At 72.0% G+C, this 16,120-nt stretch carries 15 protein-coding genes; 6 read left to right on the top strand and 9 right to left on the bottom strand.

Features of this window, described 5'->3' with window-relative positions; all coding sequences use genetic code 11:
• Window positions 1–102 precede the first annotated feature (102 nt).
• The gene (locus G9272_RS00385) at window positions 103–672 is read left to right on the top strand and encodes a carboxymuconolactone decarboxylase family protein (RefSeq protein WP_171394638.1); all 570 of its coding nucleotides are present in this window, start codon (window positions 103–105) and stop codon (window positions 670–672) included.
• Window positions 673–676: 4 nt separating this feature from the next.
• Window positions 677–1,543 (top strand): RNA polymerase sigma-70 factor, encoded by an 867-nt coding sequence (locus tag G9272_RS00380; RefSeq protein ID WP_171394637.1) that lies wholly within the window; start codon window positions 677–679, stop codon window positions 1,541–1,543.
• Window positions 1,544–1,620: 77 nt separating this feature from the next.
• Here the strand turns inward: G9272_RS00380 and G9272_RS00375 are convergent, their stop codons facing one another.
• A complete protein-coding gene (locus tag G9272_RS00375) occupies window positions 1,621–2,802 on the bottom strand; it encodes a ScyD/ScyE family protein (protein WP_171394636.1) in 1,182 nt (393 codons plus the stop codon).
• A 464-nt stretch (window positions 2,803–3,266) separates the two neighbouring features.
• On the opposite strand from G9272_RS00375, the gene G9272_RS00370 reads away from it, so the two are divergent.
• Both G9272_RS00370 and G9272_RS00365 read left to right on the top strand, forming a co-directional pair.
• Window positions 3,267–4,421: a ScyD/ScyE family protein gene (locus G9272_RS00370; protein ID WP_171394635.1), complete on the top strand. Its 1,155-nt coding sequence runs from the start codon at window positions 3,267–3,269 to the stop codon at window positions 4,419–4,421.
• Window positions 4,422–4,717: 296 nt separating this feature from the next.
• On the top strand, window positions 4,718–5,872 hold the full coding sequence (locus G9272_RS00365) for a ScyD/ScyE family protein (RefSeq protein WP_171394634.1): 1,155 nt from the start codon (window positions 4,718–4,720) through the stop codon (window positions 5,870–5,872).
• Between the two features lie 249 nt (window positions 5,873–6,121).
• On the opposite strand, the gene G9272_RS00360 is transcribed toward G9272_RS00365, so the two are convergent.
• Together G9272_RS00360 and G9272_RS00355 are read right to left on the bottom strand one after the other, a co-directional pair.
• On the bottom strand, window positions 6,122–6,316 hold the full coding sequence (locus G9272_RS00360; RefSeq protein WP_171394633.1) for a ferredoxin: 195 nt from the start codon (window positions 6,314–6,316) through the stop codon (window positions 6,122–6,124).
• Window positions 6,317–6,325: 9 nt separating this feature from the next.
• Window positions 6,326–7,534 carry a cytochrome P450 gene (locus tag G9272_RS00355; RefSeq protein ID WP_171394632.1) on the bottom strand — a complete coding sequence of 403 codons (1,209 nt, stop codon included), beginning with the start codon at window positions 7,532–7,534 and terminating at the stop codon, window positions 6,326–6,328.
• Window positions 7,535–8,174: 640 nt separating this feature from the next.
• Here G9272_RS00355 and sigJ point away from each other — a divergent pair.
• Window positions 8,175–9,104, top strand: coding sequence for an RNA polymerase sigma factor SigJ (sigJ, locus tag G9272_RS00350; RefSeq protein ID WP_171394631.1), 930 nt, complete (start codon window positions 8,175–8,177; stop codon window positions 9,102–9,104).
• Window positions 9,105–9,305: 201 nt separating this feature from the next.
• Here sigJ and G9272_RS00345 read toward each other — a convergent pair whose 3' ends face one another.
• The 6 genes from G9272_RS00345 to G9272_RS00320 all read right to left on the bottom strand — a co-directional run bounded on the left by G9272_RS00345 (window position 9,306) and on the right by G9272_RS00320 (window position 14,623).
• On the bottom strand, window positions 9,306–9,782 hold the full coding sequence (locus G9272_RS00345) for a carboxymuconolactone decarboxylase family protein (protein ID WP_171394630.1): 477 nt from the start codon (window positions 9,780–9,782) through the stop codon (window positions 9,306–9,308).
• Window positions 9,783–9,994: 212 nt separating this feature from the next.
• Window positions 9,995–10,630, bottom strand: a complete 636-nt coding sequence (gene phzG, locus G9272_RS00340; protein WP_171394629.1) for a phenazine biosynthesis FMN-dependent oxidase PhzG — start codon at window positions 10,628–10,630, stop codon at window positions 9,995–9,997.
• 28 nt (window positions 10,631–10,658) lie between these two features.
• Complete coding sequence (locus G9272_RS00335) at window positions 10,659–11,495, bottom strand: PhzF family phenazine biosynthesis protein (protein WP_171394628.1); 837 nt, start codon at window positions 11,493–11,495, stop codon at window positions 10,659–10,661.
• 5 nt (window positions 11,496–11,500) lie between these two features.
• Window positions 11,501–13,495, bottom strand: a complete 1,995-nt coding sequence (locus G9272_RS00330; RefSeq protein WP_171394627.1) for an anthranilate synthase family protein — start codon at window positions 13,493–13,495, stop codon at window positions 11,501–11,503.
• Window positions 13,492–14,115 (bottom strand): isochorismatase family protein, encoded by a 624-nt coding sequence (locus tag G9272_RS00325; protein WP_171394626.1) that lies wholly within the window; start codon window positions 14,113–14,115, stop codon window positions 13,492–13,494. Before G9272_RS00325 ends, G9272_RS00330 begins: the two co-directional genes overlap by 4 nt.
• A 19-nt stretch (window positions 14,116–14,134) precedes the next feature.
• Window positions 14,135–14,623: a PhzA/PhzB family protein gene (locus G9272_RS00320; RefSeq protein ID WP_142270678.1), complete on the bottom strand. Its 489-nt coding sequence runs from the start codon at window positions 14,621–14,623 to the stop codon at window positions 14,135–14,137.
• Window positions 14,624–15,007: 384 nt separating this feature from the next.
• Between G9272_RS00320 and G9272_RS00315 the strand changes: the two genes are divergently transcribed.
• Entirely contained in the window at window positions 15,008–16,108 is a 1,101-nt protein-coding gene (locus G9272_RS00315) for an ArsR family transcriptional regulator (protein WP_171394625.1), read from the top strand.
• Window positions 16,109–16,120: the final 12 nt, after the last annotated feature.

Genomic DNA, 16,120 nt, shown 5'->3' with positions numbered 1-16,120 from the left:
GGCCGGCGGGGATCGGCTGACCGGCCGCGGATGTCACATTCGCGGGCCCGGCGGTGTCTTCATGTTGCACAGGCCGACAGGCCACCGATTAAGGAGAACACCATGACACTGCGTATCCCCAAGGTAGAGCTCCCCACCGAGCTGAGGGAAAGCCTGCTCAAGCAGCTCGGCGCCGTGCCCGAGCCCGTCGAGGTGGTGTACAACGCCCCCGACGTCGCCACGTCCAACCAGGAGTTCTCGGCCAAGGTGGCCCAGTGGGACTACGCCGACGCGGGCCTGAAGACATTCGCCCACATGGCCGTCGCGGCGCAGGTCGGCTGCAGCTGGTGCCTCGACATCAACTACTTCGCGGCACTGCACCAGAGCCTCGACATGACCAAGGCGAGCCAGGTCCCGCGCTGGCGGGACTCGGACGTGTTCACGCCGCTCGAGCGGGACGTGATGGAATACGCCGAGGCCATGACGAACACGCCGCCGACCGTCACCGACGAGCTGTCGGCGAGCCTGCTGGAGCGGCTCGGCGCGGCGGCGCTGGTCGAGCTCACCGTGTTCATCGGCTACGCCAACCTGGCCACCAGGATCAACACGGCGCACGGGATCACCTCGCAGGGCTACTCCGAGGTGTGCGAGATTCCGCTGGCCCAGCGTGCGCAGAGCCCCGCCGTAGCATGACGCCATGACCGATGATCCGTTCGTCGTCCATCGCAGCCTGCTGTTCACCGTCGCCTACGAGATGCTCGGGTCGGCGGCCGACGCGGAGGACGTGCTCCAGGAATCCTGGCTGCGATGGGCCGACGTCGACCCCTTACAGGTGCGTGACCCGCGGGCGTACCTCGTCCGCGTCGTCACGCGGCAAGCGCTCAACCGGCTGCGGACACTGTCACGCAGCCGTGAGGAATACGTGGGCGAGTGGCTGCCGGAACCGCTGCTGACCAGCCCCGACGTCGCCGAGGACGTCGAACTCGCGGAGAGCGTCTCCATCGCCATGCTGACCGTGCTCGAGACGCTCGGGCCGACGGAGCGGGCGGTGTTCGTACTCCGCGAGGTCTTCGACATGCCCTACGGCGAGATCGCCGAGGCCATCGGGAAATCCGCGGCCACGGTACGGCAGATCGCCCGGCGGGCACGCGAACACGTGGCGGCCAAGCGGCCACGGGTGCAGGTGAGCCAGTCCGAGCGGCAGGCCGTGGTCGAGCGGTTCCTGGCCGCGCTGCGCACCGGGAAACTACAGGAACTGCTGGAGGTCATGGCGCCGGACGTGGTCCTGGTCGCCGATGGCGGCGGGCTGGTCGCCGCCGTTCTGGCCCCGGTCCACGGCGCCCAGCCGGTGGCGGAACTCCTCGCACGCGCGAACCGGGTGGTGGCCGCGTTCGAGACGACGGCCGTATGGCTCAACGGCGCGCCGGCGGGCCGCATCGAGTTCGACGGCGAGCCGGCCGCGGTGAGCCTCGAGGTGGAGAACGGGCGGGTCACCCGGGTCTACGTGGTGCGCAACCCGCGGAAGCTGACGCGGATCGACGAACTGGCCGAACTCGCCCGGTAGCCGCCGCCCGTACCCGGCCGGCCCACGGCAGCGGACCGCCCGCCGCAAGAGCAGCGGGCGGTCCACCGGCGGCCGGGTCAGACGGCGGCCGGGAACTTCAGCAGCTCGCCGGTGGTGTCGATGTCGTTGGTGACGTAGACGTCACCGTTCGCGCTGACGTCCAGCCCGAAGGGCACCTTCAGCCGGCTGCCGGTGTCGATCGGGGTGAGGGCGCCCGTCTTCTTGTTGATCCGGGTCAGCGCACCGGGACCCAGGGCGGACGCCGGGCCGGTGCCGTAGGACAGGGCGATCAGGTCGCCGTTGGGGGCCAGGGCGAGGTCGATGACGTCGGTCAGGCCGGTGACGAAGACGGTCGGCGCACTGCCGGGCACATAGCGCCAGATACGGGTGAGGTCCTTGTTCATGCCGCTCATGGTGGAGATGTAGAACGCCCCGTCGCGGCCGCGCACGATGCCGGTCGGCACCGCCTCGGTCTGGCCGGCCGGCGCCGCCAGCACCGTGGCGTCGGCGGACGACTGCGCACCGGAGGCCGAAGCGGCGGCCGGCAGCACGTTGTTGGGGAAGACGAACTCGGTCGTGGTGGTGCCGTCGGGGTGGACCCGGATCAGGGTGTTGCCGGCGGCGTCGGTGACCAGGAAGTCCTTGCCGTCCCGGGCGAAGTCGTGCGGGTTGGAGAAGACGTCGTTGTTGCCGAGCACGGAGTCCGGGTCGAGCCGGCCCTCGTGGTCGGCCAGGTCCCCCAGCACCCTGCCGCCCGCGATGCTCAGCGTGCCCAGCGGCGCCGCGTCCGCGCCGAGCGCCGCACGGTCCGCGGGGACGCCGCTGAGGCCGTAGACCACACGGTAGGCGCCCTTCGCGGTCGCCTCGCTCTGGATCGCCCCGTTGACGCGGGTGAGGCCGTCGCTGCGGACGATCTGCTCGGAGGGCAGACCGGTGACGATACGGCTCTGCGTGGAGCCCTTCACCTGGTAGAGGGAGCCGGTGAAGCCCAGGCACCGGGCCAGGGGGGCACCGACCGGCGGTGCCGCGCAGGGGGCCCCCGAGCCGCTGCCGACCTCGGTCACCACGACCGAGCCGTCGGCCTGGACCCGCACGCCCCGCGGGTTGTGCAGACCGCTCGCCAGGACCACGGGGGCGGCCGCGGCCCTGGGCGCCTGCGAGCCGGCCGCGGCCTGGGCCGGGACCACCGTCGCCGTGAGGCCGGCCACGACCGTCGCCGCCAGGAAGGCCCCCGCCCAGGACTTGGATGCTTTCGACATGACACTCCTCAACTTGACGCCCCCGCAGTCAGGGACGAATCCAACCGGCGACACCACAAATACGAGAGTTCTGCCGGAACGCGGTGTGCAACATCGCGGATTCCGCGATTACCTGCGGCCACGGAGATGAAGAACCAGTGGCCCTTCTGCGCCGTGCGCAGACAAGGACACAGCGCGGACGACAGGATTCCGGAGCGGCTCGGGTGAACAACTCTCCGCCTTGCACAGACACACAAGCCGGCGGATTACCGCGCACGTTGCCGCACGGGGCGCCGCCTTTCGCGTGAAAGGAGGCGAGTTGCTGCTCGGAGTTGAAGGGTTGCTGATTTCAGCCTCGGTGGCCAGTGTTCAACCGCGGAATGTCCGGTGTCGCACACTGCGTTCCGGTGAACTCCTGCGTCTATGGTGACCGCCGGTTGGATTCGCCCCTGACTCGCGGAGGGCGTGCCAAGTTGAGGAGTGACATGTCGAAAGCATCCAAGTCCTGGGCGGGGGCCTTCCTCGCGGCGGCCGTTGCGGCCGGCCTCACGGCGACGGCGATCCCGGCCCAGGCCGGGACCCGGGCCGCGCCCGCCGCCCACCCGCCCAAGGCCGCGCCCGTGGTGGTGGCGAGCGGCCTGCACAACCCGCGCGCGGTCCGGGTCCAGGCCGACGGCTCGGTCCTGGTGACGGAGGCCGGCAACGGCTCGGGAGGCCCCTGCACGACGCCGGGCACCCGGTGCCTGGGCCTCACCGGCTCCCTCTACCGGGTGAAGGGCTCCCGGCAGGGCCGTGTCGTCACCGGCCTGCCCTCCGAGATGGGCGTCCGGGCCGACGGCAGCACCGCGGTCAACGGGGCGATCCAGGCCGAGGCCACCGCGAAGGGCACCTACCGTGTGGTCTACGGCCTGAACGGCACCCCCGCCATCCGTGCGGCCCTCGGCCCGGACGCGGCGCCGCTGGGCACACTGAGCATCGCGGGCGGCAGGGCCCTGGGGGACCTCGCCGACCACGAGGGCCGGCTCGACCCCGACTCCGTGCTCGGCAACAACGAGGTCTTCTCCAACCCGCACAACTTCGCCAGGGACGGCCGCGACTTCCTGGTCACCGACGCCGCCGCCAACACCCTGATCCGGGTCCACCCCGACGGCACCACCACGACCGAGTTCGTCTTCCCCAACAGCATCCTGCCCGCCGCCTCCCCGGCCGGTCAGCCGCTGGCACCGGCCGGCCAGACCGAGGCGGTGCCGACCGGCATCGTGCGCGGCCGCGACGGCGCCTTCTACCTCGCCACCATGGGCGGCATGCACGAGGGCCTCAGCCGTGTCTGGCGCTACGTTCCCGGCAGCCGGCCGACCGTCTTCGCCACCGGCCTGACCGACGTCACCGACCTCGCCCTGGCCCCCGACGGCGACCTGATCGCCCTGTCCTACGGCACCAGGACCTCGCTCCCGCCGGCCGACCCGGGCCCCGGCGCGCTGACCCGGATCAACAAGAGGACGGGCGCCCTCACCCCGATCGACACCGGCAACCGCCTGAACATGCCCGCGGGCGTGACCGTCAGCCGCAACGGTGACATCTACGTCACCAACAACGCACTCGGCACCAGCGGCCAGCTCCTGAAATTCCCGGCCCGCTGACCGGTACAGCTGCCCTTTCCCCGCCACCACGGCACCCACCGCGCAATACACCGGCGGCCACGCCGCGCAAGGCGGGGGAGCCGCTCCCCGGACCACGCACGGAATCCGTTCGTCCGCACTCCGCCCTCACCCGGCGCACGGCGCCGGACGGTTACCGATTCCTGCCCGTGCGGCCGGTGCGCCCACACCCCCCTTTCCGATGTTGCACAGTGCGTTCCGGTCAACTCCTGCGCCTATGGTGACCGCCGGTTGAATTCACCCACTTCTTGTGGGGGCGTGCCGAGTTGAGGAGTGACATGTCGAAAGCAAGCAAGTCCTGGGCGGGGGCCTTCCTGGCGGCGGCGGTCGTGGGCAGCCTCACGGCGACGGTGATCCCGGCCCAGGCCGGGACCCGGGCCGCGTCCGCCGCCCACCCGCCCAAGGCCGCGCCCGTGGTGGTGGCGAGCGGCCTGCACAACCCGCGGGGCGTCACGGTGCAGCCCGACGGCTCGGTCCTGGTCGCGGAGGCCGGCAGCGGCCCGGCCACCCCCTGCACGGCGTCGCCCGGCGCCATCACCCGGTGCCTGGGCTTCACCGGCTCCCTCTACCGGGTCAAGGGCTCCCGGCAGAGCCGTGTCGTCACCGGCCTGCCCTCCCAGCTGATCTACCGCACCGACGGCTCCAGCCTGGTCACCGGAGCACTCCGGTCCGAAGCCGGCCGCAACGGCGCCTACCGGGTGGTCTACGGCCTCAGCGGCCTGCCCGCGGACCGTGCGGCGCTCGGCGCGGGCAGCGGGCCGCTGGGCACGCTGAGCACGGCCCGGGGCAAGGTGCTGGGGGACCTGGCCGGGCACGAGGCCCGGCACGACCCGGACTCCGTGACCGGCAACAACGAGGTCTTCTCCAACCCGGCCGACTTCGCCAGGGACGGCCGCGACTTCCTGGTCACCGACGCCGGCGCCAACGACCTGATCCGGGTCCACCCCGACGGCACCACCACGACCGAGTTCGTCTTCCCCAACAACGTGCTGCCCGCCGCCTCCCCGGCCGTCCAGCCGCTGACCCCGGCCGGACAGGCCCAGGCGGTGCCGACCGGCATCGTGCGCGGCCGCGACGGCGCCTTCTACATTTCCGACATGAGCGCCCTGCGGCAGGGCCTCGGCCGTGTCTGGCGCTATGTCCCCGGCAGTACGCCGACCGTCTTCGCCACCGGCCTGACCGACGTCATCGACCTCGCCCTGGCCCCCGACGGCGACCTGATCGCCCTGTCCTACAACACCGGAACCTCGACCGCCCCGCTGCCCGGCGCGCTGACCCGGATCAACAAGAGGACGGGCGCCCTCACCCCGATCGACACCGGCAACCGCCTGACCGTGCCGCTGGGCGTGGCTGTCGGCCCGCGCGGTGACATCTACGTCACCAACAACGCACTCGGCACCAGCGGCGAACTCCTGAAGTTCCCGGCCCGCTGACCCGGTTCACCCACCCGGGAATCGCCGCAGGAGGCTGCACCGCGGTGCAGCCTCCTGCGGCGCCCGTACCGGCACACCACACCGCCGGTCGGGCGCCCCGTGACGGGGAAGAAGCACACCGAACGGCCGGCCGCCGAGCGCGCAGCGCAGCGCCCTGTACGCCCGGAAGGCCGCGGGCGCACCTCGCCCGCGGCCTCTCACCCGCCCCGGCCGGACATCAGCAACCCGTCCGGCCCGGCGGCCGCTGCCTCACTCTCCCTCGACGGCGATGGCCTGCACCGGACAGGCCCGTACGGCCTCGCGCACCAGCGGCTCACCCGCGCCGTCCTCACGCCCGGGCAGGATCTCGCTGAGACCGTCGTCGTCCTGCGTGAAGACGCCCGGGACGGTGAGCGCGCACATGCCCGCGCCCATGCACCGGTCCTTGTCGATGTGGATCCGCACGCTCATCACCTACCAGGTGGCCGGGAGTTCGATCATGCCCTGCAGAGTGGTCCCCGGTTTGAAGGGGATCTCCCGCGCGGGCACCGCGAGCTTCAGACCGGGCAGCCGCTCGAACAGGGTGCGCAGCGCGATCTCGATCTCGGCCCGGGCCAGGTTCTGCCCCAGGCACTGGTGCATGCCGAAACCGAACGCGAGGTGGTGGCGGTCCGGGCGGTGCCAGTCCAGCTCGTCGGGCTCGCTGTGGACCGCGGTGTCACGGTTGATCAGGGACGTCGACATCATGACGCCGTCGTTGGCGCGGATCGTCTGCCCGCCGAAGTCGATGTCCTGCGTCGCCACCCGCATCCCGCCCTCGGCGACGGACAGGAAACGCAGCAGCTCCTCGACGGCCGCGGGCATCAGCTCCGGGTCCGCGCGAAGCTCGGCGAGCCGGTCGGGATGTTCCAGCAGCGTGAACGTCCCAAGAGAGATCATGTTCGTGGTGGTCTCGTGCCCCGCGACGACCAGCAGGGCCGCCAGCGCCATCAACTCGTCGCGCTTGATGACCCCTTCGGCGAGCTGCTCGTGGATCAGCTCGTCGAGCAGTCCGTCACCGGGCTCGCGCTGCTTGTGCTCGATCAACGCGCCCAGGTAGGCGTCGAGCCGCTCCCCGGCCTGCTGCGTGTCCGCGACCGTCGGGCCGGCCAGCAACCGCCGCGACTGCTCCTCGAAGAACTCGTGATCGGCGTACGGCACACCGAGCAGGAGGCACATCACCTGGGACGACACCGGCAGCGCGAAGGCGCTCACCAGCTCGGCCTGCGGCCCCTGGGCGATGATGTCGTCGATGAGCCGGTCGACGATCTCCTGGACGCGCGGGCGCAGAGCGGAGATGCGTTTGGCCGTGAAACTGGGAATCACCGTCCGCCGCAGCGCCTTGTGCTCGGGGTCGTCCATGCCCAGGAGGGAGAGACGGCGCCCGCGGACGCGGTTCTTGAAGCCCTCGGTCGGCGAGGGGAACGCCTCGTTGTCCTGGTCGGCGGACAGCCGCGGGTCGCTGAGCAGCTCCCGGGCCGCGGCGAACCCGGTGACGAGCCACACCGAGCGCCCGTCGTAGAGCCTGACCCGGGACAGCGGACGGGCCGCACGCAGCGGGTCGTACCCGGCCGGCGGGTGGTAGGGACACGTACGGTCCTGGGGGAAGGCGACGAGTGGTTCCGTCACGGCTTCTTGCGTCATGGATGCCTCGCAACTGTAGAAGCAGGTGAACCGGGGGCAGGCGGCCGGAACTTCAGCGGCACCCCCGCCGGCGTTCGGCGGGTCGCCGCTGACGTGGACGGCGCCGCGCGGGCCGACGGCCGGGCGGCCGCTGTGCCGACCGGGGTGCGGGCGCCCGCCGTGCGGCCGGTCCGGGTCAGGGCGCCGGGCACGGCTGCCGCTGCCGGGAGGACCCCGCCCAAGGCATGTTTGCTCTCGACATGGCGCTCCTCGACTCGGCGTGCCCTCCGCCGCCGGGGGCGAATCCAACCGGCGCCACCATAGACGCGCGAGTCGGCCGCGACGCGGTGTGCAACATCGGAACCTCCGCGCTCGGACACCGGCCGCACGGCCGGGAACCGGCGCCGTCGCGGCACCGTGCGCAGGTGAGGGCAGGTCCACGCGAACCGAACCCGTCAGGGGCTTCGGGCAGCGGCTCTCCACCGCGTTTCCACCGGCGCGAGACGGTGCCTCGAACGGCGGCCGGCGGTCGCTGTCAATCGGGGCTGTCTCCTCAGGTGATCTCCAAGTCCCCCCAGGTAAACTGAGGCGACGCGCCGCCCGGGTATGACGCCTCGTCACACCGGTGGGGAAAGGCGCGGCCGAGGGGGGCGGCGACACCATGAGCGTGCAGTCCGATTTAGGAGACGGCCGGCTCGATCCGGCTCTGAGCGCGGTCCTGAGCGAGCGGCGTCAGCTGATCAATCTCGCGTACCGGTTGCTCGGCTCCGTGGCCGACGCCGAGGACGTCGTCCAGGAGACGTACGTCCGCTGGTACGCCATGTCCCCACGGCAGCGGGAGGACATCGCGTCTCCCGGCGGCTGGCTGACCAGGGTCGCCGGCCGCATCTGCCTCGACCTGCTCGGCTCGGCGCGGGCCAAGCGCGAAATGTACGTGGGCGAATGGGTGCCGGAGCCGCTGCCCGACCGTATGGAGTGGTTCAGCGGGCGGTCCGGCGGCGCCGTCGACCCGGCCGACCGGGTCACCCTCGACGAGTCGGTCAACATGGCCTTCCTCATCGTGCTCGAGTCGATGACCCCGGCCGAGCGCGTCGCCTTCATCCTGCACGACGTCTTCCACTATTCGTTCGCGGAAGTGGCGGAGATCGTCGGCCGGACGCCGGCGGCATGCCGCAAGCTGGCCTCGTCGGCCCGCCGCCGTATGCGCGGGCAGCAGGCTCCCGAGACCGCGGCAGCCCAACGCGCGGGCATCGTCAGGGACTTCAAGCAGGCATGGGAGTCCCAGGACATCGAAGCCCTCATCGGCCTGCTCGATCCCGATGCCACGACGATCACCGACGGCGGCGGCCTGGTCGGGGCTCAGCTCCACCCCGTCGAGGGCGGCGAGCAGGTCGCCCGCTTCTTCATCGATTCCGCGGGCACCGCACCCGACCTGACGATCCTGGAGTGCAAGGTCAACGGCCAGCCCGGTCTGGTGCTGCAACGCGACGGTGTCGCCCTGTCGGTGCTGGCGTTCGACGTGGCAGGCGACCGGATCAAGCACATCTGGGCGGTGCTCAACCCCGACAAGCTCCGGTCCTGGACGCTCTGACGGAGCATCTGCGTGCCCTCGAGCCGGCGCGGGCCGTACGCACTGCGAGACGGCCCGCGCCCGCCGCCCGGTGCGCTCACGGCGTCCGCTGCGCACGGGGCACGGCGGATCGCCGGGTGGGACGGGAAACGCCCCGGGCCGCGGTGTGCGGCGCCCGGGGCGTCCTTGCCGCCGCATGACGCGGCGTCCGTCTCCTGCTGGTTAACCGAGCTGGCCGGGCTGGTAGCTGCCGCCCTGCTGCCGGGTGATGACGCCCAGACGGTTGGTGGCGTTGATGAGGGCGATGAGCGTCGACAGGGCGACGAGCTCCTCCTCGTTGTAGTGCTTGGAGGCATCGGACCAGGCCTCGTCCGTCACACCGCCGGCCGCGTCGGCGATGCGGGTGCCCTGCTCCGTCAGCTCCAGGGCGGCGCGCTCGGCGTCGGTGAACACCGTGGACTCGCGCCAGGCCGCGACCAGGTTGACCCGCACCGTGGTCTCCCCGGCGTGCGCGGCGTCCTTGGTGTGGATGTCGGTGCAGAAGCCGCAGCCGTTGATCTGGCTGGCGCGGAGCATGACCAGGTCCTGAGTTGCCTTCGGCACCGTCGTGCCGTCGAAGATCGCCTTGCTCGCCGAGGCGATGTACTTCAAGGCCTTGCCTGCGAGCGGGCTGGCGGAGAGGTTCAAGCGGGCTTCCATGACGCATCCCTAAATGTTTGTCGGCAGGTACACCTCTACGACGAGACAGCCCCGCAAAATGTGAGGCCGGCGAATGTGACGCGCGTCTCCCCGCGGTGCCGCGGGTGTGCACGGCCGCCGCCGCGCCACCGCCTCGCCCCCCGGTCCTGCGCCGGGCCGACGGGCGCCCGGGCGCCGGGAGCGGGGCCTGCCGCTCCCGGCGGGGTCCGGTGTCAGGGCTGTAGACGGGTGACGGACCACCCCTGGTCCGTGCGTTCGTAGCGGAGCCGCTCGTGCAGCCGGTCGGTGCCGTCGGACCAGAACTCCAGGCACTGGGCGTCCAGTTCGAAACCGACGAAGGTGTCGGGACGCGGGTGCGGAGCCGAGCCGGCGAGCCGGGCCGCGCGCTCGCGCAGCTCCGCCGCGTCCGCCAGCGGCTCGCTCTGCCGGGACGCCACCGTCATGGCGTGGGTGAACACCGGCCGGGCCGCCCACAGGGCGTCCGACGCCGCGTCGGACACCCGCCGTACCGGCCCGCTGACGCTGACCTGACGGCTGGTCTCACGCCAGTACAGAAGACCCGACGCCCACGGGTTCTCGCGCATCTCCCGGCCCTTGCGGCTGCCCCGGTGGCTGGCGAAGAGCAGACCGCGGTCGGTCACCCGCGCCAGCACGACCGTGCGCACCGACGCGCGGCCGCGTGCGTCGGCCGTGGCGAGCGCCATCGCGGCCGGCTCCCGTACGTTCAGTTCCCGCGCCTCCCGCAGCCACCCGCGCAGCAGTACGACCGGGTCCGCGACCGGGTCCTCGTACTCCGGGAACGGCACCTGGAGGGTGCCGGTGAGGCTCTCCGACCTGCTCGCTGTCATGTCCTTCCTTTCCGGCCACGCGGGCCGCTCAGACGAGAAGGGTCCCGCGGGCCACGATCACGCAGTCACCGCCGACCTCGACGCTCGTGAAGTCCTCGCCGCTGCCGCCGATCCGGGCGAGCATGCGGGAAGGGCGGCCCATGTCGACGCCCTGCGTGATCTCGGCGCTCCGGCCCTGGGTGAGGGCCCCGTGCCGCAGCAGATGGATGACCAGCGGGCCGGCGGCCGACCCGGTGGCCGCGTCCTCGACCACCCCGTAGGCGGGCGAGAACATCCGGGTGCGCCAGTGGGCCCCCGAGCCGGCGAAGCAGTTGGCCGCCAGGTCCTCGAAGCGCGACAGGGCGCGGTGGTCGGGGCGCAGCGCGGACAGCGCGGCCGTGCTCTCCAGGCCGACGAACACATGCCTGGGCCCGTTGCGGTAGATGTCCACCGGGAGCGTCGACTTGTCCACGCCCAGCGCGCCGAGGAGTTCACCGGCCCGCTCGAACGGCTCCCAGGTCGGTATCGGCTGCCGCATCCGGGCACCGGTCACCCGGCCGTCCCGGCGGTGCAGTTCGAAGGGGATCGTGCCCATGGCCGTCTCCAGGCGCAGCGTGTCGCCGTCGGTGCGTTCACCGAGCGCGGCGGCCGTCCCCAGCAGCGGATGGCCGGCGAACGGCAGCTCGTTGACCGGGGTGAAGATACGGATCCGGGCGTCGCCGCCGTGCCGCGGGCGCAGCACGAACGTGGTCTCCGAAAGGTTCATCTCCCGCGCGATGCGCTGCATCACCGACGCGGACAGGTCGTCGCCGTCGAAGAAGACCGCCACGGGGTTGCCCTGAAGGCGCACACGGGTGAAAGCGTCCACGACGAGATACGAGTGCATGCCGCTCACCGGGTCCCGGTGCCGGATTCGCGGTGCTGTCCCTGCGGCCGGGTCATCGCGGCCACCCCCGCGCGGTGGTGCAGGCCCGTCCTCGCACCGGCCAAGCCGGCGACCGGGCGGGCCGCGTCGACTCCCAGCGCCGTGCGCACGGCCTGCGCCAGCAGCCCGGGGCCGTCCGGGGTGAGCACGGACTCCGCGTGGAACTGCATCGACGCGAAGTGCGGGCCGCGCAGCGCGTGCACCTCGCCGGTGGCCGGGTCCCTGGCCGCCTCGACCAGCCCGATACCGTCGACGAGCACGCTGTCGCTTGCTCCGTGTGCCGCGTACGTGTTGTAGAAGCCCACCCGCACCCGCTCCCCGAAGAGGTCGATCTCCTTCTGCACACCCTGGTTGGGCAGCTCCCGGCGGATCAGCGCGAACCCCAGGCGCAGGGCGAGCATCTGATGGCTGAGACACACCGCCACGAACGGCCGCCGCCCCTGAAGCAGGGTGTGCACCGCGCCGCGCAGGCTCTCCATACGGGGGTCCCCCGGCTCGGCGGGGTCACCCGGGCCCGGACCGAGCACCACCAGGTCGTATCCGTCGAAGGTGTACGCCTCGTCGAACCGCCGCACCGTCACGACCAGACCCAGCGCCCGCAGCTGATGGGCGATCATCGCGGTGAAGGTGTCCTCCATGTCGACCACGAGGACGGTACGCCCGGCCAGTTCCGGCGGCGAGACGACCGCCGTGCCGCCCGCGTGCAGCCAGAACGGCGCCAGCCGGTCGTTGCGCCGCTCCAGAGCGGCACGCACGTCGGGATGCTGCGCGAACGAGATGCTGTCGCCGCCCGCCTCCAGAGCGGCGATCAGCCCGGCCGCCTTGGCCCGGGTCTCGGCCGCCTCGGCCTGCGGCCAGGAGTGGCGCACCAGCGTGGAGCCGACGCCGATCCGCAGCCGGCCGCCGCCGTCGATCTCCGCGGTACGGATGAGGATGGCCGAGTCCAGCGTCCGCGCGCCCCGCCCGTCGTGGCCGATGAGCGCGGCGACCCCGCTGTAGTAGCCGCGGCCCCCCTGTTCGTACCGGGCGATGATCCGGCAGGCGCTCTCCAGCGGGCTTCCGGTCACGGTCGGCGCGAACATCGTCTCGCGCAGGATCTCGCGCGGGTCACGGCCGGTGCGGCCCTCGATGAAGTACTCGGTGTGCGCCAGGCGGGCCATCTCCTTGAGGTACGGGCCCCTGACCTGGCCGCCGGACACGCAGATCCGGGCCATCATCTTCAGCTCCTCGTCGACCACCATGCACAGCTCGTCGGTCTCCTTGGCATCGTCCAGGAAGTCCATGACGCCGGGCAGGGTGGGCCCGGTCGGCGGATAGCGGTAGGTCCCGCTGATCGGGTTCATCACCGCCAGCCCGTCCTCGACGCTGATGTGCCGCTCCGGCGACGCCCCCACGAAGGTGCGCTCGCCGGTGTGGATGACGAAGGTCCAGTACGCGCCCGACTCGCTCTCCAGGAGGCGGCGGAAGACGGCCAGGGCACTGTGCGGCCCGTAGCCGGTGATGTCCGCGACGAAGGACCGCCTGATGACGAAGTTCGCGCCGGCGCCCGTGCCGATCGCCTCCCGCACGACGTCGCGCACCGTCTGCGCGTAAGCGTCGTCGTCCTGGTCGAAGGACCCCGCCGACAGGGGGGTCGCCACCCGCGGCAGCCGGCTCAGCGCCTCGTACAGGGACACCGTCTCCTGCCCGGTGACCGTCATCGACAGCAGCGGCGCCCCGTCGTCGGGGCAGGCGTAGCCCAGTTCGGCGATCTGCCGGTAGGGCACGACCACCAGCTGCTCGTGCCGGGCGCCGGAACCGGCCAAGGGCGGCTCGGCCAGCGGGATCTCCGCCAGCGTCGCGGGCCGCGACACCTCGCCCGTCAGGACGTCGAGGCGGTCGGGCCCGGTGGCCTCGGGCCGGTACAGCAGAGCGTACGCGGCGGGCGGCGCCGTCAGGATCCGCTCCAGCAGCGCGCTCACCTCACCACCTCCTTGGTCGTCACGACCCTGGCGCACAGCGCCGCGGCGTACTCGAGCGCCTGACGGTGCTGCCGCTCGGAGAAGTCGGCCACGGCGTCGGCGACGAGGAACGTCTCGATGTCGTGGCTGAACGCGTCGACCGCGGTGGCCAGGACCCCGATGTGGGCGTACACGCCGCACAGCACCAGCTGGTCGCGGCCCTGTTCACGCAGCCAGGCCGACAGCCGGGAGCGGTGGAAGGCGCTGTAGCGCCATTTGGCGAACACCGGGTCGGCGGGGCCCGGTTCCAGTCCGGCGACGATCGCGCGGTCCTCGGCGGAGGTGCGCATGCCCGGACCCCAGAAGTCCTTGAGCAGGCCGCGGTCCTTCGCGCTCATGCCGCCGGACTGGGCGGTGTAGGCGACGGGCACGCCGAGCAGCGCGCAGTGCTCGCGCAGCCGGACGGCGTTGTCCAGCAGCTCACGGCGCAGCGGGGCGGGCAGCGCGGCAAGGAAGTAGCGCTGCATGTCGTGCACGAGGAGCACCGCGCGTCCGGGGTCGAATTCCCAGGGGGCGGGGCCCGCGGGCAGCTGGCCCGTGGTCGGAAGCGGATAGGCGGAGATGGCCGGGATGCCGGTCATGGACGGGCTCTCCAGTTCCTCAGGTGGGAATTCCGGCGCGCCTGATCTCCGGTACGGGGATGCCCAGCGAGCGCAGCTGCTCGAAGGGGTTCATGAACTCGCGGTTCTGCACGATCTTCCCGTCGTCGAGGGCGAAGGAGTGCAGGAAGTGGTTCTCGTAGTAGCCCTCCGGGTAGCCCGGGAAGCAGATCTTGCCGTGGCCGTCGCACTCCACCCAGAAGAAGCCGGGGTCCTGCGTCTCGAAAACCTGGATGTTGTACCACTCCCAGTCCGGGAAGCACTTCAGCGACCAGACGCCGTGCTCGGCCAGGCGGTCGCGGCCCCGGATGACGATGGGCGCGCCGGTGTCGTTGGTCCACAGGCCGCCGCTGCCGTCCTCGACGAACAGTTCGTGCCGGCGCAGGCGGCTCTCGCCCTTGGTGTCCGCCAGGTACTTCTCGACGGTGGCACGGTTCTTGCGGCGCAGTGCGGCGGCGTCGGTGAAGCCGTGCGGTGCGGCGTCGGCCATGGGATCCCCTCGCGGCGTAGGTGTGCGCGCGGCGCCGGAGGACGGCACCGCGGCCGAAGGACGAAAAGACGAAAAGACGAAAAGCCAGAAGACGAAAAGCCAGAAGGCGAAAAGACGAAAAGACGGAAGGCGGAAGACGGGGGTCGAAAAGGTCAAAGGGTCGCGGGCAAGCATGTCCTCCCCGACTCGGCCAGGGCTCGGCGGCCGGTCGAGGACGGCTCGACAGCCGCCGCCCGCCCGGCGCACCGGCGCCGCAGCGGGGGCGGCGTCCGCCTGCGGCTCAGGCGCTTTTCGACCGGACCGCGATGCGCGCGGCGCAGGCTGGGGCACGAACGGATCCGGTTGATGTGCCTCGTGAGAGGCAGGAGAGAGGCGAAGCGCCCGATGACAGCTGTTGACCCCGACGCCGCGGAAACCTTCCCCAGCCCGGCCGGCGCGGAAGCGGCCGGCTCCCCGGGCGCCCCCGCCGACGCGGCCGGCGCCCTCGGGGAGCCGACCGAGCAGCTGCTCGAACTGTCCCTGGGCTACCTGTACTCGGCGGCGCTGCACACCGCGGCCCGCTACGACATCGCCGACCTGCTGGCCGACGGCCCGCGCACCCCCGCGGAGCTGGCCCGCGCGGCCGGCGTCGACGGGCCGCAGCTGTACCGGGTACTGCGCTTCCTCGCCACCAAGGGCGTCTTCAGCGAGGACGAGGCCGGCCGCTTCCACCTCACACCGCTCGCCCAGCCGCTGCGCACGGACGCGAAGCGCTCACTGCGCGACTACGTCCTGGTACGCGGCGAGGAGGTCTTCTGGCACTCCGCGGCCCGGCTGCACGAGGCGGTACGCACCGGACGGACCGCCTTCGAGGGCCTGTACGGCGTCCCCTTCTACGACTACGTGGCGGCCGACCCCGAACTGGGGGCGGCGTTCAACGCCAGCATGGCGGCCTTCTCGGAGACACTCACCAACGACGTCGCGGCGGCCTGCGACCTCGACGGCGCCAAGAGCGCCGTCGACGTGGGCGGCGGCCGCGGCGGCCTGCTGCGCGCCCTCCTGCGGCGCCATCCGCAGCTGACGGGCACGCTGTTCGACCTGGAGTCCGTGGTCAGCGCCCATGTGCTCGACACCCCGGAGCTGACGGGCCGCTGGCGCGCCGAGGCGGGGGACTTCTTCACATCGGTCCCCCCGGGGGCCGACGTCTACCTCCTCAAGCACGTGCTGGCCAGCTGGCCGGACGAGGAGTGCGTACGCATCCTGCGCAGCTGCCGCCGGGCGATGCCCGGGCACGGCCGGCTGCTCGTCATCAACGCGCTGGTGCCGCCGGGCAACGAGCCGCACCCCGGCAAGACCATCGACATGGTCATGATGACGGTGCTCAACGGCAAGAGCCGCACGCGCGCGCAGTACGAAGCGCTGCTCGCCGAGGCCGGGTTCGCCGTGGTGAGCGTGGTGGAGGCCTCACCGCACGCCTCGGTCGTCGAGGCAGCCGTGCGGCATTGACGCCGGCCGGGC

This window comes from Streptomyces asoensis (genome assembly GCF_013085465.1).
GTDB classification, from domain to species: Bacteria; Actinomycetota; Actinomycetes; order Streptomycetales; family Streptomycetaceae; genus Streptomyces; species Streptomyces cacaoi_A.
The sequence above is the reverse complement of the archived record's forward strand: the minus strand, read 5'-3'. Positions and strand labels throughout refer to the sequence as shown.